Source organism: Flavobacterium sp. ST-158, from assembly GCF_058309975.1.
Map to the genome: position 1 here is coordinate 118,918 of NZ_JBZEEN010000010.1, position 19,275 is coordinate 138,192.

The 19,275-nt window shown below is 37.2% G+C and carries 17 protein-coding genes; 13 read left to right on the forward strand and 4 right to left on the reverse strand.

From position 1 onward, the window contains the following. Positions 1–45: 45 nt before the first annotated feature. The 3 genes from ccoN to AC4FRF_RS14860 form a co-directional block, all read right to left on the reverse strand. Positions 46–2,223 carry a cytochrome-c oxidase, cbb3-type subunit I gene (gene ccoN / locus AC4FRF_RS14850; protein ID WP_491160579.1) on the reverse strand — a complete coding sequence of 726 codons (2,178 nt, stop codon included), beginning with the start codon at positions 2,221–2,223 and terminating at the stop codon, positions 46–48. Between the two features lie 2 nt (positions 2,224–2,225). Further along, positions 2,226–2,417 (reverse strand): cbb3-type cytochrome oxidase assembly protein CcoS, encoded by a 192-nt coding sequence (ccoS, locus tag AC4FRF_RS14855; protein WP_491160581.1) that lies wholly within the window; start codon positions 2,415–2,417, stop codon positions 2,226–2,228. Positions 2,418–2,626: 209 nt separating this feature from the next. Continuing rightward, positions 2,627–5,059, reverse strand: coding sequence for a heavy metal translocating P-type ATPase (locus AC4FRF_RS14860; RefSeq protein WP_491160583.1), 2,433 nt, complete (start codon positions 5,057–5,059; stop codon positions 2,627–2,629). Between the two features lie 108 nt (positions 5,060–5,167). Between AC4FRF_RS14860 and AC4FRF_RS14865 the strand changes: the two genes are divergently transcribed. From AC4FRF_RS14865 to AC4FRF_RS14925, 13 genes are all read left to right on the forward strand, one after another. Next, positions 5,168–5,845, forward strand: a complete 678-nt coding sequence (locus AC4FRF_RS14865; protein WP_491160585.1) for a Crp/Fnr family transcriptional regulator — start codon at positions 5,168–5,170, stop codon at positions 5,843–5,845. A gap of 244 nt (positions 5,846–6,089) precedes the next feature. Then, on the forward strand, positions 6,090–6,272 hold the full coding sequence (locus AC4FRF_RS14870) for a PLD nuclease N-terminal domain-containing protein (protein ID WP_238929410.1): 183 nt from the start codon (positions 6,090–6,092) through the stop codon (positions 6,270–6,272). Further along, positions 6,260–6,697 (forward strand): hypothetical protein, encoded by a 438-nt coding sequence (locus tag AC4FRF_RS14875; protein ID WP_491160587.1) that lies wholly within the window; start codon positions 6,260–6,262, stop codon positions 6,695–6,697. The genes AC4FRF_RS14870 and AC4FRF_RS14875 overlap by 13 nt, the downstream gene beginning before the upstream one ends. A 567-nt stretch (positions 6,698–7,264) precedes the next feature. Then, a complete protein-coding gene (locus AC4FRF_RS14880) occupies positions 7,265–8,026 on the forward strand; it encodes a DeoR/GlpR family DNA-binding transcription regulator (RefSeq protein WP_491160589.1) in 762 nt (253 codons plus the stop codon). Positions 8,027–8,064: 38 nt separating this feature from the next. Continuing rightward, complete coding sequence (locus AC4FRF_RS14885) at positions 8,065–9,468, forward strand: L-fucose/L-arabinose isomerase family protein (protein WP_491160591.1); 1,404 nt, start codon at positions 8,065–8,067, stop codon at positions 9,466–9,468. A gap of 12 nt (positions 9,469–9,480) precedes the next feature. Further along, positions 9,481–10,320, forward strand: coding sequence for a transketolase (locus AC4FRF_RS14890; RefSeq protein WP_491160593.1), 840 nt, complete (start codon positions 9,481–9,483; stop codon positions 10,318–10,320). Next, entirely contained in the window at positions 10,320–11,273 is a 954-nt protein-coding gene (locus AC4FRF_RS14895; RefSeq protein ID WP_491160595.1) for a transketolase family protein, read from the forward strand. The genes AC4FRF_RS14890 and AC4FRF_RS14895 overlap by 1 nt, the downstream gene beginning before the upstream one ends. Positions 11,274–11,341: 68 nt before the next feature. Next, the gene (locus AC4FRF_RS14900) at positions 11,342–12,262 is read left to right on the forward strand and encodes a D-ribose ABC transporter substrate-binding protein (RefSeq protein WP_491160597.1); all 921 of its coding nucleotides are present in this window, start codon (positions 11,342–11,344) and stop codon (positions 12,260–12,262) included. Between the two features lies 1 nt (position 12,263). Beyond that, positions 12,264–12,878 carry a DUF2291 domain-containing protein gene (locus AC4FRF_RS14905; RefSeq protein WP_491160599.1) on the forward strand — a complete coding sequence of 205 codons (615 nt, stop codon included), beginning with the start codon at positions 12,264–12,266 and terminating at the stop codon, positions 12,876–12,878. Position 12,879: 1 nt separating this feature from the next. After that, on the forward strand, positions 12,880–14,370 hold the full coding sequence (locus AC4FRF_RS14910; protein ID WP_491160601.1) for a sugar ABC transporter ATP-binding protein: 1,491 nt from the start codon (positions 12,880–12,882) through the stop codon (positions 14,368–14,370). Positions 14,371–14,372: 2 nt separating this feature from the next. Continuing rightward, on the forward strand, positions 14,373–15,347 hold the full coding sequence (locus tag AC4FRF_RS14915; RefSeq protein ID WP_491160603.1) for an ABC transporter permease: 975 nt from the start codon (positions 14,373–14,375) through the stop codon (positions 15,345–15,347). 238 nt (positions 15,348–15,585) lie between these two features. Further along, positions 15,586–17,085 carry an FGGY family carbohydrate kinase gene (locus AC4FRF_RS14920; protein ID WP_491160605.1) on the forward strand — a complete coding sequence of 500 codons (1,500 nt, stop codon included), beginning with the start codon at positions 15,586–15,588 and terminating at the stop codon, positions 17,083–17,085. A 244-nt stretch (positions 17,086–17,329) separates the two neighbouring features. Next, the gene (locus AC4FRF_RS14925) at positions 17,330–17,776 is read left to right on the forward strand and encodes a YbbD-related protein (protein WP_491160607.1); all 447 of its coding nucleotides are present in this window, start codon (positions 17,330–17,332) and stop codon (positions 17,774–17,776) included. Positions 17,777–18,004: 228 nt separating this feature from the next. On the opposite strand, the gene AC4FRF_RS14930 is transcribed toward AC4FRF_RS14925, so the two are convergent. After that, positions 18,005–19,275: transposase (locus AC4FRF_RS14930; protein WP_491160609.1), on the reverse strand; the 1,271-nt coding region annotated here is incomplete at its 5' end.

Here is a 19,275-nt window from a genome sequence, read left to right on the forward strand (position 1 = left end):
AATCTTAGCGACTTAGTAACTTAGCTTCTCAGCATCTTCAATAAATTACTTTTTTACTTTAATATCAGTTCCTAATCTTTGGATGTAGGCAATCAAGGCAACAATTTCTCTATCCTGCATTGGAACAAATTTTTCCCCTCTGGCTACAGCTTTATTTTTACTTTCTTCATAACTTTTTACAAAGTCAGGATCACTATGCAAACTGTTTTCAATTTTTTGAGATTGTTCTTTAATTGTTTTTTGTGCATTAGCAATATCAGCACCTGTATAAGGAACACCTAAAGTTCTCATAGTTTCCATTTTAGCTTCAATATCAGAAAAATCCAATGCTTTGTTGTCAAACAACCATTTGTAACCTGGCATGATAGAACCTGCAGAAGTACTTTGTGGAGACCACATATGGTTAAAGTGCCAGTTATCGTTGTATTTACCTCCTACTCTTAATAAATCCGGTCCAGTACGTTTAGAACCCCATAAGAATGGATGATCGTAAACAAATTCTCCGGCTTTTGACTGAGGACCGTAACGTTCTACCTCACTTCTAAACGGACGAACCATTTGAGAGTGGCATCCCACACAACCTTCACGGATATATAAGTCACGTCCTTCTAATTCCAATGGTGTATATGGTTTTACACTTGTAATGGTAGGAATATTAGATTTTACCATTATCGTAGGTACGATTTGAATAATACCTCCAATCAAAATCGCTACCGTTGCCAGAATAGTCAACTGAATTGGTTTTCTTTCTAACCATGGGTGGAATTTTTCTCCTTTGATTCTTCCTGCACTGATTTTTTGTAAAGCTGGTGCTTCAGCCAATTCGTCTTCTACTGCATTATTAGCTTTAACCGTTTGATAAATGTTATATACTAATATGAACATTCCGCTAATGTATAATGTCCCTCCTACTGCACGCATCCAATACATTGGAATAATCTGAGTAACCGTTTCTAAGAAGTTACCATAAGTTAAAGTTCCGTCAGGATTAAATTGTTTCCACATAGAAGCCTGAGTAAATCCGGCAACGTATAATGGCAGTGTATAAAGTATAATTCCTAAGGTTCCTAACCAAAAGTGAACATTTGCTAATTTAAGAGAGTATAAAGGTCCTTTGGTCATACGAGGAATCAACCAATAAATGATACCAAAAGCCATAAATCCGTTCCAGGCTAAAGCTCCTACGTGTACGTGAGCAATAATCCAATCGGTAAAGTGGGCAATAGCGTTTACGTTTTTCAAAGACAACATAGGTCCTTCAAAAGTAGCCATACCATAACCGGTTACCGCAACAACGAAGAATTTCAATACTGGTTCTACTCGTACTTTATCCCAGGCACCACGCAAAGTCAATAATCCGTTAATCATACCTCCCCAAGACGGTGCAATCAACATCACTGAGAAAACAACTCCTAAATTCTGAGCCCAGTTAGGCAAAGCAGAATACAATAAGTGATGTGGTCCAGCCCAGATATATAAGAAAATTAAAGACCAAAAGTGAACAATAGACAAACGGTAAGAATATACCGGACGATTAGCCGCTTTAGGAATAAAGTAATACATCAATCCTAAGAAAGGAGTTGTTAAGAAAAAAGCAACTGCATTATGACCGTACCACCATTGTACTAAAGCATCCTGAACCCCTGCATAAACAGAGTAACTTTTCATGGCAGAAACAGGTAAAGCCAAACTGTTAAATATATGCAATACCGCAACCGTTACAAATGTGGCAAGGTAAAACCAAATAGCTACATACAAATGACGCTCTCTTCTTTTTAAAATAGTTCCAATCATATTGATACCGAAAACTACCCAGATTAAAGCAATCGCAATATCGATTGGCCATTCTAACTCGGCATATTCCTTTGAAGTTGTGTAACCTAAAGGAAGTGTTACCGCTGCAGCTACAATGATTAATTGCCATCCCCAGAAATTAATGTTACTCAAAAGATCACTGAACATTCTGGCTTTTAATAAACGTTGCAAAGAGTAATACACTCCGGCAAACATGGCATTCCCAACAAAAGCAAAAATAACCGCATTGGTGTGTAAAGGTCTTAAACGACCAAAACTCAACCAGGAAACTCCATCAGTCAGGTTAGGGAATAAAAATAAGATTGCTAATAAAAGTCCGACAGCCATTCCTACTACCCCAAATACTATGGTAGCGTAAATGAACTTTTTAACAATTTTGTTGTCGTAATAAAACTGTTGCATTTCCATAATTAAATTTGTTTTTCTTCTGTTGTTTGTATTTCTTTTTTGGCTTTTACATTGATTTCATCGTCAAAAAGCATTCTGACGGATGGCGTATAATCGTCGTCATATTGCCCTGTTTTGACTGCCATAAAAAAGGCAATTAAAAAAGCTATAGCTACGAATATGCTAATGGTGATTAATAAATAGATGACACTCATACCTTGTAAATTTATACCCCAAAAGTAGAATCCCTACTCCGGAGATTCTATGACATTTATCATGCTTTTAGATTTTATTAGTGAGAAAATATTTTATTATTACATAATTTGGATTTCGTAAAAAACCACCCCGCCCTCCGGGCACCCCTCCAGAGGAGGGGAAATCACGAGATTTTCCTAAATAGCAGAAAAATTACTCCCTTAACCTTCTAACTTCTTTCCTCTTGCTTCTTGCTTCTAACCTCTAACTTCCTCGCGTAATAATTACTCATCAGGGTTACAAAACTCACGATGGTTATGGTACTCAAAGGCATCAAAATAGCTGCTATCAACGGATCTAAATTTCCCGTTACCGAAAAAGTCAATCCCACTACATTATAGAGCAACGACAAGCCAAAACTCATTTTAATTACCTGCATGGATTTCTTAGATAGTTTTAAGAAATAATCGAGCTTATCAAATTGTGTTGCTTCCAGAATAGCATCACAGGCGGGTGAAAACACATTTACATTTTCAGAAATTGAAATACCCACATCACTTTGCGCCAAAGCTCCGGCATCATTCAAACCATCACCTACCATCATCACATTTTTACCAGATAACTGCAATTGTTTAATAAATTCCAGTTTTTGCTCCGGTTTTTGATTGAAAACAAGTTCCGTTCCTACTGGCAAAAGCTCCTCTAAAGCTGTTCTTTCTCCGGCATTATCGCCCGATAAGACTTTAATTTGATATTTAGCATTTAAACTTTTAAACAGCTGCTCTAATCCTTCGCGGTATTCATTTTTAAAGACATATTTTCCAAAATATTTACCATTAATTTGGATATGTACTGAAGTCCTCTCCCCAACCTTCCCCGAAAGAGAGAGAGAAGAAACCAATAAAGACGAATTACAAAATTCTTCAGAACCAATTCTAACTAAACTTTCTACCACTTCTGCCTGAATTCCTTTCCCTGTGATTTCTTCAAATTCACTGATACTTACTCTTCCCATTTCGGGCAAAAAATCATACAACATTCTGCTTAAAGGATGGTTTGAAGCCCGAAGCACTGCTTTTATCCGAATCAAATTGGCCTCAGAAAGCGGTTCTCCTTCATACGAAATATTTGATTTTTTATTGGTCGTAATCGTTCCTGTTTTATCAAAAACCAAAGTATCCACTTTGGCTAACTGTTCGATTACTAAGGCATTTTTGAGATAAAATTTTTGCTTCCCTACAATTCGCAATACATTTCCTAAAGTAAAAGGAGCCGTCAAAGCCAAAGCACAGGGACAGGCAACAATTAAAACAGCTGTGAATACATTAAAAGCTTTATTAGTATCAATAAAAATCCAATATCCAAAAGCAGAAAAAGCAATCAACAGCAATACAATTGTAAAATAACGACTGATAGCATCGGTGATACTCTTGTGTTTTTGCTCCACTTTTTTCTGAAAAATAGCATTACTCCACAATTGCGTCAAATAACTTTGGGAAACCGATAATAAAACCTCCATTTCGATAACTTTTCCCAGTTGTTTCCCGCCGGCAAAAACTTTATCTCCTGATTTTTTTTCTATCGGAATTGCTTCTCCTGTCACAAAACTGTAATCAATTGAAGTGTTGTCACTAATCAAAATACCATCTACCGGAATTAATTCCTGATTTCTAATGAGTAATCGGTCGCCTTTTTGAATATCATAAACAGGAACGCTTTCTTCAGTGGCATCAGTATTGATTCGGGTAACGGCAACAGGGAAATAGGATTTAAAATCTCGTTCAAAACTCAGAAAACTATAGGTTTTGATTTGGAACATTTTTCCCAAAAGCATGAAGAAAATTAAGCCGGTTAAACTATCAAAGAATCCGGAACCGTAATCAAAAGCAATATCGATAAGGCTGCGAATGAACATCACGATGATTCCTAAAGCAATAGGCACATCGATGTTAAGCATCCTAGCTTTTATACTCTTATATGCTGAAAAATAATAACCGCTTCCGGAATACAAAAAAGAAGGCAATGACAAGACAAAAATTAACCAACGAAAAAAGGGTTTGTAATTGTCTAACCAATATTCTTTTACCTCAAAATATTCAGGAAAGGAAAGCAGCATAATATTTCCAAAACAGAGGAAAGCGACACCCAATTTATAGGTCAGACTTCGATCTATTGTAGTTTTTTTTGTTTCGTAATTCTCCAGACTGATATAGGGTTCATAACCTATTGAACTCAGCAGATAAACAATTTCACTTAACGAAACTTCATTTGGATTATAAACAATACGCACTTTTTTCTCCGGAAAATTAACCTGAGAACTGCTTATTCCTTTTTGAAGGCGTTGTAAATTTTCCAGAATCCAAATACAAGAGCTGCAATGTATATGAGGAATGCTAAGTGAAACAATAGCGGTTGAATCCTCTTGAAATTCCAATAATTTCGAAACAATACTTTCATTGTCTAAAAAATCATATTTTCCTTGAATATCCTGTGGAGTGGCTCCAGGTGATTTTTCGAAATCATAATAGCAGCTTAAATCATTCAGACTAAAAATTTCATAAACCGTTTTACAACCGGCGCAACAAAATGTTTTTTCGTCAAAAATAATTTCTGCTTTTTCTACAATATCTAAACCACAATGGAAACAGTTTTGTGTATCCATAACTTTGCTCATTTTACCTGATACAAAGCTCCTTAATCAATCTTAAGTAAAATATGATATATATCATATAAATGATTAATTTTACACTACTATTAAACTTTCTTTAAAATGAGTAAATGTGAACAATGTATTGTTAGAGAATTCAGTTCCCTGAAAGCACTAAACAAAGACGAATTAGTAAAACTTGCCGAGTGCAAGACGTCCCGTTTGGTGAAAAAAGGCGAAGTCATTTTTGAAGAAGGTGAAAATGTAAACGGCATTTTTTGTATCAAAGATGGGGTTTGCAAACTAACCAAATTGAGTCCGAACGGTAAAGATCATATTGTAAAATTGGTTACCAAAGGCGAATTGCTAGGACAACGCTCTATGATAAGCGAGGAACCTGTAAACCTGAGTGCCGTAGCCCTCGAGGACATGCAGGTGTGTTTTGTTCCTAAAAGCGAAATCATGGGCTTTTTTGACAAAAACAACCAGTTTTCAATGAATGTGATGCGTACCATTTGTGGCGATTTGAAAGAAGCCGACAGCCAAATGGTGAATATGGCTCAAAAAACCGTAAAAGAACGTCTGGCCGAAACCCTGCTCTATCTTCAGGATACTTTTGGAAAAAATGAAGACAATACTTTGAAAATCCAATTGACTCGCGACGAACTCGCCAGCATGATAGGTACCGCTACCGAAAGCTGTATTCGTTTGTTATCTGAATTTAACAAATTAGGTTTAATCGAATTAAAAGGAAAAAAAATCATCCTGAAAGATATTCCTAAACTGAAAAAGATGAGTTAAGTTTTTTTCTTGACTCTTTACCACAAATTACTTTCTTTTTATCTTTTGTAATAAAAATAGTATTCCTATTTTTGTTAGGATATGTGCTATTTGATAATTACTAAATCCTGATTAGGATTGATTGTTACTCCCACTTGGCACTCGTTTGCAAGGAGTGCTAGTGAAAATTGACTAAAAATTTTAATAAGTATACAGAAAAAATAAAAATATGGATAAGGTAATTAATGATTTCTCAATTGGGCTAATGTTTTGGCAAATAATAATCTTTTTATCTCTTGGACTTTGGATTTATTGTTTAATCGATATTTTAAAAAATAAGTTTCTCCATAATGACAAACTTATATGGATTTTAGTGGTTCTTTTGGTTCCATTTATAGGTTCTTTATTATACTTATTCATTGGCAAAAGAAGAAAATGCGAACAATAGTTTTAATAGCAATCTTTTTAAATTTCTATTCTTTTTCCGCATTTGGAACAAACAATATAAACACTGCTTTGGACACTATCCGAAATAAAAAAGAATGTTTTATCAAAGAACTCACTTTAAAAACGGAAAGAATTGAGAAGCCACGAAAATTCATTTTTTGGAAATTAGCTCACAAAAAAGTAACTACTATCGACCGAATAATTGATACTAAAGGAAAAGTGATTTTAAAGAAATCTTCCATTCAGATTTGTTCAAGTGATGCTTGCGGTCATCGTAAATTTCGTAGAATAAAAATAGTCGGTAACGAAATTTGGATTTTCAAATACAATAGAAATCCTGAAAAAGGAATAATAAAGCGTTACAACTTTTGTAAAAGATATTTAGTCCAAAAAATTTGGGAAGATGAAAATTTCAATGATTATTAATAAAAACTAAAGAATCACTACCATCTGGCGCTCGTTTGCAACGAGTGCCTACTTACATAAATAGATAAATCGTAGCGTTTGCAACGCGGTTTACTAAACATAAATCCTTACTGGTTTTCATAAAAAAATTGAAATTACTGGATAAGATTGCTTCGTTCCTCGCAATGACATATTAAGCGGTCTAAGTCATTGCGAGCGATAGCGTAGCAATCTCACTAAACTAAGGCTATGAAAACCCGATTGCACGGATATACACCCAAACGTTCATTGGAATTTACATACATAAAATGCGAACTAACGAAGCAATCCGTACTCTTAACAGTAAGAAAAATTCGAATTTCCTTCATGAGATGCTTCCTTCGTCAACATGACAAGTTTGCGGGAAATACTAAACAAAACCTGAAAGCTTTGCAATCTTGTAGACAATAAAAACCCTTATTTTTTTAGAATAATAAAATGACTTCTTAAAATTTAGTTTACTCTATCAAAAATTAACTTTTATTTTCTTTTTCTTTCGTTTATTTTCTTTTATATTTGTTTTTCACTAACACTAAAAACAATACAAAAATGTTACCCAATCAACGAAGAGAGAAAATACTCGATTTATTAAAAGAAGACGGCTTTGCTAAAGTTATCGATTTAGCGCGTTTATTCAAAGTTACAGAAGTAACTATTCGTCAGGACCTAGAAAAATTAGAAAGTGAGGGGCTAATTTTGAAAGAACACGGCGGAGCGAGTATCAAAAACGTTGAAGATCAGGTAAGAAGTTTTTCGCTTCAACGTCAGGAAAATTTAGAAGAGAAATCGGCTATAGCCCAAAAATGCTTAGAATTTATTGAAAACGGAGATACCATTATTTTAGATTCTGGTTCCACCACTACTGAAATAGCCAAGAAACTTAAAGGACACAAACAGCTAACCGTAATTACCAATGCTTTAAACATAGCCTTATTATTAGGAACTGATCCGGATATTGAAGTCATTATGACCGGAGGCGAATTCAAACCACCCACATTATCCCTGACTGGCCAAAAAGCAGCTGATTTCTTCAAAGGACTCAATGTGCAGAAATTATTTTTGGCGACAGCGGGAATTTCCCTAAAATCAGGACTCACCTACCCTAGTATCAGTGATTTAGTAGTAAAAAAAGCGATGATTGAAGCAGCCGAAGTCACTTATCTCGTGGCTGATAGTTCTAAAATTGGCAAAAGTGCTTTGGCCAGTTTAGGAGCCTTGTCCCTGATAGATTACATCATAACTGATGATGGTATTGAGGAAAAACACAGAGAAGTATTTAGAGACAACGAAATTGAAGTTATCGTAGCATAAAAGACAAAACACAAAAAAACATAAAAAAAGCAAAGAAAATGGCAACATCAACATTAGGAGTAATCATAGGAAACAGAGATTTTTTTCCAGACAGTTTAGTAGAAAAAGCAAGAACTGAAATCATTGAAGTATTTGAAAAACTAAACATCAAACCTATTTTATTAGACAGCAATGCCACTAAACTAGGCGGTGTAGAAACCTATAAAGAAGCACAAAAATGTGCCGATTTATTCAAAAAACATCAGGATGAAATTATGGGCATACTAGTATTACTACCTAATTTTGGTGATGAAAAAGGTGTTGCTGACACTTTAAAGTTAGCCAACTTAAATGTTCCTATTTTAATTCAGGCCTATCCGGATGAATTGACAAAAATGAACGTGGTAAACCGTCGTGATTCCTGGTGTGGAAAAATCTCCGTTTGCAACAACTTATACCAATACGGAATTAAATATTCGCTGACTTCACAGCACGTAATGAGTCCTTCTGACCCTATTTTCCAAAAAGACTTATTAGATTTTACTGCTGTATGTCGCGTAGTAAAAGGAATGCGAAACGTACGTATTGGAGCCATTGGAGCAAGACCTGGTGCATTCAATACCGTTCGTTATTCCGAAAAAATATTGCAACGACACGGAATTAGTGTAACCACTTTCGACTTATCAGAAATCTTAGGAAAAGCCAATAAACTGACTGCTGACGATGCCAAAGTAAAAGCACATTTAGAATCCATCAATGCTTATGTAGCTCAAGGAAAAACGCCTAATGAAGCGATGATTCAAATTGCCAAATTGGACGTCGTATTAAAAGAATATATGGAAGAATACGCCCTTGATGCTACCGCTATCCAGTGTTGGACTTCTTTACAGCAAAACTACGGTTGTAATGTTTGTACCAGCATGAGTATCATGAGCGAAAACATGTTGCCTAGTGCCTGTGAGGTTGACGTAACTGGAACTTTGAGTATGTATGCCATGCAATTGGCTTCGGGCTCTCCAAGTGCCTTGGTGGACTGGAATAACAACTATGCTGATGATCCAGAAAAATGTGTGTTATTCCACTGTGGTAACTGGGCCAAATCCTTCTTACCGGATATTCAATTGAGTAACGCACCAATTTTAGGAACTACTGTAGGTGTAGAAAACACTTATGGCGCTCTGGACGGAAGAACGCCAGCTATGCCGTTGACTTATGGACGTATCAGTACCGATGACCCAAAAGGAATTATCAAAGTGTACATTGGTGAAGGCGAATTAACCAACGACGAGTTGAATACTTTTGGAAACAGAGCTGTAGCTCAAATCCCCGATTTGCAAGGATTAATGCAATATGTTTGCAAAAATGGCTTCGAGCACCATGTAGTAATGAATGCTTCCAAAACAGCTACTATTCTTGAAGAAGCACTTGGAAATTACATGGGTTGGGAAGTATACAAACACTAAAAACAACACATCATGCTTATAGAAAAAATACAAAGAAAATCCATTGAGTATCGAAAAAAAGTACTCAAATACATCTATAATGCCAAGGCAGGGCATACAGGAGGAAGTTTGTCTATTTTGGACATTTTGAATGTGCTGTACAATGATGTGATGAACGTTTCTCCGGAAAATTTTCATTCCAATGACAGAGACCGTTTCATCCAGAGTAAAGGACATAGTGTAGAAGCCTTATATGTGGTTTTAGCTGACAAAGGTTTTTTTCCTGAGGAAGATTTACTAACCATGTGCCAATATAACTCTCCTTACATTGGACATCCTACCAAATCTATTCCAGGAATTGAACAAAATACGGGCGGATTAGGACATGGTTTGCCTATTTGTGCCGGAACAGCTTTGGCTGCCAAAAAAGATAATTCGCCTGTAAAAGTATATACCATTTTGGGTGATGGAGAAATGGCAGAAGGCTCCAACTGGGAAGCGATGATGTTTGCAGCACATTATAAATTGGATAATCTATGTGCTATTTTGGATTACAACAAACTCCAAATTACCGCTGCTAATGAAGATGTCATGGGACTGGAACCTATTGACAAAAAATTAGAAGCTTTTGGCTGGGCGGTAAAACATGTTGACGGACATAATATTGAAAAACTGTCTCAAACCTTGAGAGGATTGCCTTTGGAAAAAGGGAAACCAACTTTTATCATCGCACATACCACTAAAGGTAAAGGAATCAGTTACATGGAAAATGTATTGAAATGGCATCATGGTGTACCTAGCGAAGAGCAATACCATCAGGCAATAGCTGAATTGGATAAAGAATTAGAAGAACTGGAAAAAACGCAACAATAATGGAAACAAAACAAGCAACAGCAGCAGCTAACTTAGAAGTTTTTTCAGAAGTACTTCAAAATTTAGCCGCTACCGATAAAGACATTATGGTGGTTACGAGTGATTCTCGTGGCTCAGGAAAACTGGTGCCTTTTGGACAAAAATATCCGGAACAGATTGTAGAAGTGGGTATCGCCGAACAAAATCTGGTAGGAGTCGCTACCGGATTAGCCAGCATGGGCAAAAAAGCTTTTGCGGTTTCTCCGGCCTGTTTTCTAACCGCCAGAGCTTTGGAACAAATTAAAAATGATGTGGCCTATTCAGACAATCCAGTAAAACTAATTGGAATTAGTGCCGGAGTGAGCTATGGTGCTTTAGGAACTACACACCACAGTTTGCATGATTATGCTGTTTTGAGAGCCATCAACAACATCAGTATTGTGGCACCCGCAGATAATTTTGAAACTGCCCAAGCGATTAAAGAAGCCGCTCAAATGTCAAGCCCGGTATATATCCGTTTTGGAAAAAAGACCATGCCGGTGAACCTAAATGCAGAGGCTACTGATTTTAAAATTGGAAAAGGCCGTCTGATTCAAGACGGAAATGATTTGACTTTCATCGCTACCGGTGAAGCCGTTTTACCTTGTGTAGAAGCCGCTAAACTTTTGGAAAAAGACCATCAAATTTCCTGTAAAATTGTGAGTATTCATAGCATCAAACCCTTGGACGACGAACTTTTATTAGCTGCAGCGGCTAATGGAAAACCGATTATTACTGTTGAAGAACATTCTATTTACGGAGGTTTGGGCGAAGCTGTGGCTTCATTATTGTTCCAAAATGGAAATCACAATCCGTTTAAAATTGTAGGATTACCGGACGATCACACGGTTTCCGGTTCTCAAATTGAAATTTTCAACCATTATGGTATTTCGGCTGAAGGATTAAAAAACACCGCATTACAACTGATTCCATAGCAAAATGTATTGCACATAGAACCACTTAACCAACCAAGACCATTGAAAAAACCAATAAACAGCTAGCTATGAAAATAAAACAGCTTTCTCTACTCCTCTTGACTTTGATTTTAGTTTTTGGATGTTCTTCAAAAGATAAGAACGAAAAACCAAAAATTGCGGTCGTAGTATCTACACTAAACAATCCCTGGTTTGTGATGCTTGCCGAAGCAGCGGCTAAAAATGCCAAAGCTTTAGGCTATGAAGCCAAAATTTTTGACTCACAAAACAATCCGGCGATTGAATCGGATAATTTTGAAAATCTAATTTCATCAGGCTATGACGCCATCTTGTTAAATCCAACCGATTCTGATGGTTCAATTTCTAATGTATTAAAGGCCAAAACTGCCGGAATACCAGTTTTTTGTATGGACAGAGAAATCAATGCTGATGATGCGGCTACCAGCCAAATCCTTTCGGATAATTATTCAGGCTGTGTTTCTATTGGAATTGAGTTTGTAAAAGAGCTGAAAGAAAAAGGAAATTATGTGGAAATTCTGGGCTTAGTGGGTGACAACAACACCTGGGCACGCTCTGGCGGATTCCATTCGGTGGTGGATAAATTTCCAAATCTGAAAATGGTGGCACAACAAAGTGGCAATTTTGACCGTAACAAAGCCATGGAAGTACTGGAAACCATCATGCAGGCTAATCCGGATATCGATGCAGTTTTTTGTGGAAATGATGCCATGGCTATGGGCGCTTTTCAAGCCTTACAATCAGCAGGTAAAGCCTATAAAGTAAAAATTTTTGGTTTTGACGGCGCCGGTGATGTGATTGAAAAAATTCGTGAAAAGAAAATTGTGGCAACGGGTATGCAATTCCCCTTAGTGATGGCACAAACAGCCGCACAATATGCCGATGAATATTTTAAAGGCAGACGTGTTTTCCCGCAACGCGTACCGGTTGAAGTAGAGTTAGTAAATGCAGCCAACATTAAAGATTATTAAGATGAAAAAACAGTATACCCTACTCTTAGCCATCCTTATTGTAGCTTTATTAGGCTACAATTCAGTCTATTTCAAAAAACTTAGCGAGGTTAAAAATGCCAAAAAAGAAAATTTTGATTTTGCAGCTTATGCCGATTCCATCTACTTTAAAGGTATTTTGAAGAACAAGAAAAACATTTCTTTGAACAATTTAATAAACCTATTTCAAAACAATCCAAAAACGGCTTTCAAAAAATATGGAAACCGTTTGGGGATAGGGAATTCAGCTTATTTCATGATTCAAAGCACCGGTAAAATCCTGGATGTCAAAGACGGATTGTATACCATTGCCGACGAAAAAAACGGAGTGATTTATGTGGACACCAAATACATCTTTGGAAACGCCATCCGTGATGCTTCCGGTTTGGTAAAACTAACCGATTTTAAAACCAATGCACAGTTCAACAAAGTATCTGAATCTTTAAACCATATTGTCAGAGACAGCGTTATTCCGGTTGCAATCAAAAAGGTAAAAATAGGTGACAGTATCACCTTTACAGGTGCGATCAAATTAAGCAAAAACCAAAATTTATTTAAAGATATCACCGTTATTCCAACCCAAATAAAACTTCAGTAAATTGTTAGAAGCAGTAAATATATCGAAAGAATTCCCGGGCGTTAAGGTGCTGAATCAGGTAAATTTCACTTTTTATCCTGCTCAGGTTAATGCCATTTTGGGGGAAAACGGTGCGGGCAAATCGACTTTGTTGAAGATTTTGACAGGCGAATACACCGAATACGAGGGCGAGATAAAACTCAACGGTGAATCGGTGCGATTTTCGGGTATCAAAGAAGCACAAAATGCAGGAATTGCCATGATTCATCAGGAATTAAACCTTATTCCTGAACTCAATGTAACCGAAAATCTGTTCTTAGGAAGAGAAATCAGAACTTCATTAGGACTTTTGGATAAGGCGAAAATGGAAGCCGAAGCGCAACGTCTTTTTAAAAAAATCCAATTGAAAGTTGCTCCTAAAACATTGGTACAAAAACTGAAAGTGGGCGAACAACAATTGGTTGAAATTGCCAAGGTTTTGTTGAGCAATGCCAATGTGATTTTGATGGACGAACCTACCTCCGCCCTAAGCGACAAGGAAATTGAGAATTTACACCGCATCATTGCCGAATTGAAATCCGAAGGAAAAACCATTGTGTACATTTCGCATAAGATGGATGAATTGTTCCGAATTGCGGAGCGTTACACCGTTTTAAGAGACGGAAACACCATTGATGCCGGCGAAATGAAAGCTACTAACGAACAGGATTTGATACGTAAAATGGTAGGACGTGATGTACTAATCGAGAAAAAAACAACTGAAAACCATTTTGAAAATACGATTTTAAAAGTCGAAAATCTAAACCTCATCAATCCGAATAATAAAAGCCGTAAATTGCTTCAGGATATTTCATTCGAACTCAAAAAAGGAGAAATTCTGGGGATATTTGGCCTAATGGGTGCAGGAAGAACCGAATTATTGGAAACTATTTTTGGGATGCATCCTTCCAACGCTGACTTTGACATTGAAATAAACGGCCTCAAAAGCATTCATAAAAAACCTAAAAATGCTATAGAAAACGGATTGGCTTTTGTAACCGAAGACCGCAAAACTGAAGGACTTGTTTTAGGTATGGATATTTCCTCTAATATCAGCCTGACCAATTTGAAAACATTAGGATTTTTGAGTAATACAAAAGATAAGGCTGCCGCCAAAGAGTATATCGAAAAACTACGCATTAAAACCCCATCCGAGACGCAATTGTGTCAAAACCTAAGCGGTGGGAACCAGCAAAAAGTAGTTTTAGCCAAGTGGCTCGCAACCAATCCGCAAATTTTAATGCTGGATGAGCCTACTCGAGGCATCGATATTAATGCCAAAAATGAAATTTACAACCTAATAAAAGAACTCGCAGCCAACCAAATGAGTATTCTTTTAGTTTCCTCTGAAATTCCCGAAATCCTCGCGCTTTCGGATCGAATTTTAGTCATGGCAGAAGGAAAAATCAAAGCTTCCTATCTGGCCGCAGAAGCCAACGAAGATAAATTATTAAAATCAGCCTTACCGGAATAATTATGAACATCTCTATTAACCACCCGATTATCAAAAAATCGCAATCATTGATTGCCTTATTTCTACTGTGTTTATTTATCAGCCTTTTATCCGATAAGTTCATGACCAGCACCAATCTTTGGAATGTCTTGCGACAAATTTCTGTGAATGTGTGTATTTCGGTCGGAATGACTTTAGTGGTTTTGATGGCCGGAATTGACTTATCCGTAGGTTCGGTTTTAGGACTTTCGGCAGCCGTTTGTGCCGGTTTATTAAAAAGCGGACTTTCCTTTGAATCCATGGATTTATTTGTTGGATTTACGGTTTTGGGAGCTATTGTGGCAGCCATGCTTATCGGTATGTTACTGGGTTTGTTCAATGGTTGGGTCATCACCAAATTTGCCATTCCGCCCTTTGTTGCCACGCTTGCCATGCTCACCATTGCTCGCGGCTTAACTATGCTTTATACCGAAGGAATTCCGATTTCGAATCTTGGTCCTAATTTTGAATTTATTGGCTCCGGCTGGATATTGGGTATACCAGTACCAGTTTGGATTTCGCTTATTATGGTGTTGATTGTGGTCTTTCTGACCAACCGAACGACCTTTGGGCGCTATATCTATGCCATCGGAGGCAATGAAAAAGCGGCTTTTTTATCAGGAATTAGCATCAACAAAGTCAAACTCGCGGTCTATGGTATTGCGGGAATGATGGCTGCTGTAGGAGGTGTTTTGGTTACTTCCCGACTGAACTCGGCGCAACCTAATGCCGGTATGAGTTACGAACTGGATTCTATCGCAGCGGTAGTTATTGGGGGTACTTCGCTTTCGGGTGGTGTTGGAACCGTTACCGGAACTGTGATAGGCGCCATTATTATTGGAGTCTTGAACAACGGATTGGTTTTACTGGATGTTTCGCCTTTTTGGCAACAGGTTGTAAAAGGGATTGTCATTTTATTGGCAGTGATTATTGATAAAATGAATCAGAAAAATAAATAAGCTTTTTTTAAACTATTAAGAATTTAAGGTTATTAAGAGGTTTCTTTAATCGTCCTAAACTTCCGCAGGCGAGTGTCAAATGTTTGAAGAATGCGTAAAAAGAAAAGCTGTTTGAGCGCAGCGAGTTCTTTTCTTTTAGCATTCGAGAACTAATTTGACCGACGAGGAAGTAAAGACTTGATTTTTTTGTTTCTTTTTTGATCAAGCAAAAAAGAAAAAACTAACTCGAAATAAATACATGAAAAAATACATTCTCGCCATCGATCAGGGTACCAGCAGTACCAAAACCATCATTTTTGACGAATTAGGGCAGGCTGCCGCCAAAGGCTGCGTGGACTTAAAAACCAATTATTTTGACAATGGTTTTGTCGAGCAAAATCCGGAAGACATTTATCAAAACGTACTGGATTCGGTAAGCGAATGCCTCCATGATTTCACCGACAAAGGCTTTAATATTCACGATATTGTTTCCTGCGGTATCAGTAATCAAAGAGAAACTTTTGTGCTATGGGACAGCGAAGGCAAAGCCTTAGCTCCGGCCGTGGTGTGGGCCTGTAAACGTTCTATTGGAATTTGTGCCGACTTGATGGCAAAAGGACAAAATGAGTTCATCAAACAAAAAACAGGTTTGCTGCTCGATCCTTATTTTTCGGGTACCAAATTGCTTTGGCTTCTAGAAAATGATGCTGAATTAAAACAAAAAGTAAGCCATGGCGAAGTATATTTTGGAACTGTTGATTGTTGGATTTTGTACAAATTGACGCATGGTGCCCAATTCAAAACCGACTATACCAATGCGTCCAGAACCTTATTGTTCAATATTCATAGTTTGGAATGGGACAGGGAAATCCTGGACAAATGGGGATTATCCCAACTCAACTTGCCTCTTGCCTGCCCTTCTTCACACCATTTTGCCACTATCGACTGGGGCAGTATTTTAAATTTAAAAGAATTTTTATCCATTCCGATGACAGCCTTGATTGGCGATTCGCATGCAGCGACTTTTGGAGAAGGCTGTTTTGAAAAAGGCACTGCCAAAGTCACTCTGGGAACCGGAAGTTCGATTATGATGAACATTGGCGACCAAGCTGTTTTGTCCCAAGCAGGAATGTTGACCACGATTTGTTGGAGTACCGAAAACCGTGTGGATTATGCCTTAGAAGGCGCTATTGTTTCCTGTGGTTCGACGATTGAATGGCTCAAAAATGAATTGCAATTGTTCTCTTCTCCTTCCGAAACCGAGGCTATGGCAACAGCAATTACTGACAATGCCGGCGTATATTTGATTCCGGCTTTTAGCGGACTGGGCGCACCACACTGGCAAATGAGCCGAAAAGCATCGATTGAAGGAATGACTTTTGGCACTACTAAAAATCATATTGTACGTGCCGCTCTGGAAAGTATTCCGTACCAAATTAAAGATGTGGTGCAAGCCATGGAACAAGACATGCAGGCGGCTTTAAAATCCATTTCGGTTAATGGCGGTATGACTAAAAACCAATTTGTAATTCATTTTCTGGCTGATTTGTTAGGAATTCCATTAAACAAACAACGCAATCCTGATGTTTCTGCCTTGGGAGCGGCTTATCTCTCGGGATTAAAAAGTGGCGTTTACAACAGTATTGAACAACTTTCGGAAATCAATAAAAAACAAACCGAACAGGTTTTAGCTAATACCAACAACGATTTACCAAGTAAAGGTTATCAGGGTTGGAAAGAGAAGATTGCAAGATTTTAGATTACAGTAAGCAGAAAGCAGTCCCGAAACTTCGGGATAGAAAATATTTAATATCCATTTACAGCCGTTTTTAAAGCGGCTGTTTTTGTGTATGTAAGAAATATTTTTATTTTTGTAAAGTGTATTAAAAAAATAATGCGCAATAATAATAACAAAAACATGCGAATAACATACCGTTTTGGAATAAAACTAGTCTGTTTTATGCGCATATAAACTAGTTAGCAGTAATTGCCAGTCACCATTCATGAGGAAAACACTTTTAATATTGACGTTTATCTTTTCTCTCTCATTTTTCTCTTGTGGAAATGGAGAATTCGAACAATATTATGCTAATTACGCAGACTTCAAAAAGATAACAAACAAAAGGCTTACGGGTTGGTTTCCTGAGATTATAACTCGCGATAGCTATGAAATCAAAAACACTTCATATTTGAACATTTGTGCTTTCAGTTCAATAAAATATAAAAAAGTATCTAGTTTAGATTCAATATTTAAATCGTACAAACCAATCACAGTTCAGGAATTTGAAAAAGCGTTAGAGAAATATCAATCGAAAGTGCCTGAATGGTTTGTGTCTAAAGATTCTATAAACTCTGAAAATTATGAAGCCATTGAACTGAATGACAAACTATTCGCTTTGAAAAAGAAAACAGAAAATAGAATTTACACAATTTCGGCGATAAGAGGATAATAGCAACTACTGCTAACAGCGGTTTGCAGCAATGGCTGGTTTAGATTTTCCGCAGCCGGAAAATACTCAACCAGAAATTTACATATCTTTACAACTAATCATTAAAATAGTCGCCACTGCTGCAAGCCGCGGCACGTCAGGCTGTGAAAAAACCTCGTTTTTTCTTTTAAATCTCCCCATTTTCATAAACTACAACCCAAATAAAGCCTTTTTAGAAGGCTGTTTTTTTTAGGCAGCAAATGGAGTTTGACTATCAATCAAGTCTAATTTTAGCTTTAAATAAGCCGTTTTTATAAAAAGAAAACCATTTGTTGGGTATTTGGCATTCCAACTCTTGATTTTGGCTATCAAATCAGGAACGCCCAGAATATTAATACTGCGTTTAATATTATACACCAGCATTATCAGGCTGTGCTCTCCGTTTACTTTTTCCAGTCCTATTAAATTGGTGTGATTGTAACCCCATTGCCTTTTTATGGTGCCAAAAATGTGTTCGTTGATTTCTTGTCGTTTGCGGTATAATTTTTGGTTTTCCTGATAGCGTTTGTTGTTTTCTTCTACCGCATCGGCATACTGGCTGCGGTCTATTTCCCTACCGCCTTTTCTACTGGTACAAAGTTCTTTTACCGGACATTCCTTGCAGGCTGGAGTTCGGTATTTTTTAAATTGATAACCGCTGTTTTCGGTTCGGCCTGTTTTTTTATGCCAACTTCCCGTAGTTTTCAAGATTTCACCTTGAGGACAAGTGTAAGTGTCGTCCTCTTTGTTGTAATGGAACTTCGATACCAAATACTCGGGTTGTGTGCCGTTTTCGTTGCTCTTGCCTTGTTCCTGATGGGCTACAATGGTGGTTATGTTTTGTGCTTTACATTGGGTGATTTCTCGTCCGTTATGATAACCTTTGTCTACCAAGGCGGTGTAGGTATCTATCTCCAAATTCTCTTTTGCCTCAACGGCTATAGCCGACAAAGCATTACGATCATTACGGTTAATCGTATGAGTGGCTACTACCAAATTATGTTTGCTATCCACCGCAGCCTGAATATTGTAACTTACTTCAACTACCTGACCTTGTACCAGTAAAGCTCTGGCATCTTCATCGGTAGTACTTATCTGTGGTTCGCCGCTTTCTCTTAGTTTTTCTTCCAGAAGTTCGTAACGGATTTTATTGGTTTTTAACCGCTCTATTTTTTCCTGGATTTTGCTAATACTAACACTAGAATCGTTTTGATCGTTTTGTGCTAACTCGCTTAAATATTCTTGTGTTTTTTCCTCAATATAAGCCAGATGCTGGTCGATTTTCTTTTGACTGAAATTGGCTTTTTTGCTATTATGGGCACGACTCTTTGTACCATCGATGGCAATGGTTTCTCCTGCGATTAAGTCGAAATCTTTAAGGAAAGAAACAAAGAGTTTAAACAACTTTTTTAATCCCGATGGATTATCCTTCCTAAAATCAGAAATACTATGATAATTAGGTACAAGACCACACAATAGCC

Coding starts and splice junctions, on each gene's coding strand:
- ccoN (WP_491160579.1), bottom strand. CDS start 2,223: ATGGAAATGCAACAGTTTTATTACGACAACAAAATTGTTAAAAAGTTC.
- ccoS (WP_491160581.1), bottom strand. CDS start 2,417: ATGAGTGTCATCTATTTATTAATCACCATTAGCATATTCGTAGCTATA.
- AC4FRF_RS14860 (WP_491160583.1), bottom strand. CDS start 5,059: ATGGATACACAAAACTGTTTCCATTGTGGTTTAGATATTGTAGAAAAA.
- AC4FRF_RS14865 (WP_491160585.1), top strand. CDS start 5,168: ATGAGTAAATGTGAACAATGTATTGTTAGAGAATTCAGTTCCCTGAAA.
- AC4FRF_RS14870 (WP_238929410.1), top strand. CDS start 6,090: ATGTTTTGGCAAATAATAATCTTTTTATCTCTTGGACTTTGGATTTAT.
- AC4FRF_RS14875 (WP_491160587.1), top strand. CDS start 6,260: ATGCGAACAATAGTTTTAATAGCAATCTTTTTAAATTTCTATTCTTTT.
- AC4FRF_RS14880 (WP_491160589.1), top strand. CDS start 7,265: ATGTTACCCAATCAACGAAGAGAGAAAATACTCGATTTATTAAAAGAA.
- AC4FRF_RS14885 (WP_491160591.1), top strand. CDS start 8,065: ATGGCAACATCAACATTAGGAGTAATCATAGGAAACAGAGATTTTTTT.
- AC4FRF_RS14890 (WP_491160593.1), top strand. CDS start 9,481: ATGCTTATAGAAAAAATACAAAGAAAATCCATTGAGTATCGAAAAAAA.
- AC4FRF_RS14895 (WP_491160595.1), top strand. CDS start 10,320: ATGGAAACAAAACAAGCAACAGCAGCAGCTAACTTAGAAGTTTTTTCA.
- AC4FRF_RS14900 (WP_491160597.1), top strand. CDS start 11,342: ATGAAAATAAAACAGCTTTCTCTACTCCTCTTGACTTTGATTTTAGTT.
- AC4FRF_RS14905 (WP_491160599.1), top strand. CDS start 12,264: ATGAAAAAACAGTATACCCTACTCTTAGCCATCCTTATTGTAGCTTTA.
- AC4FRF_RS14915 (WP_491160603.1), top strand. CDS start 14,373: ATGAACATCTCTATTAACCACCCGATTATCAAAAAATCGCAATCATTG.
- AC4FRF_RS14920 (WP_491160605.1), top strand. CDS start 15,586: ATGAAAAAATACATTCTCGCCATCGATCAGGGTACCAGCAGTACCAAA.
- AC4FRF_RS14925 (WP_491160607.1), top strand. CDS start 17,330: ATGAGGAAAACACTTTTAATATTGACGTTTATCTTTTCTCTCTCATTT.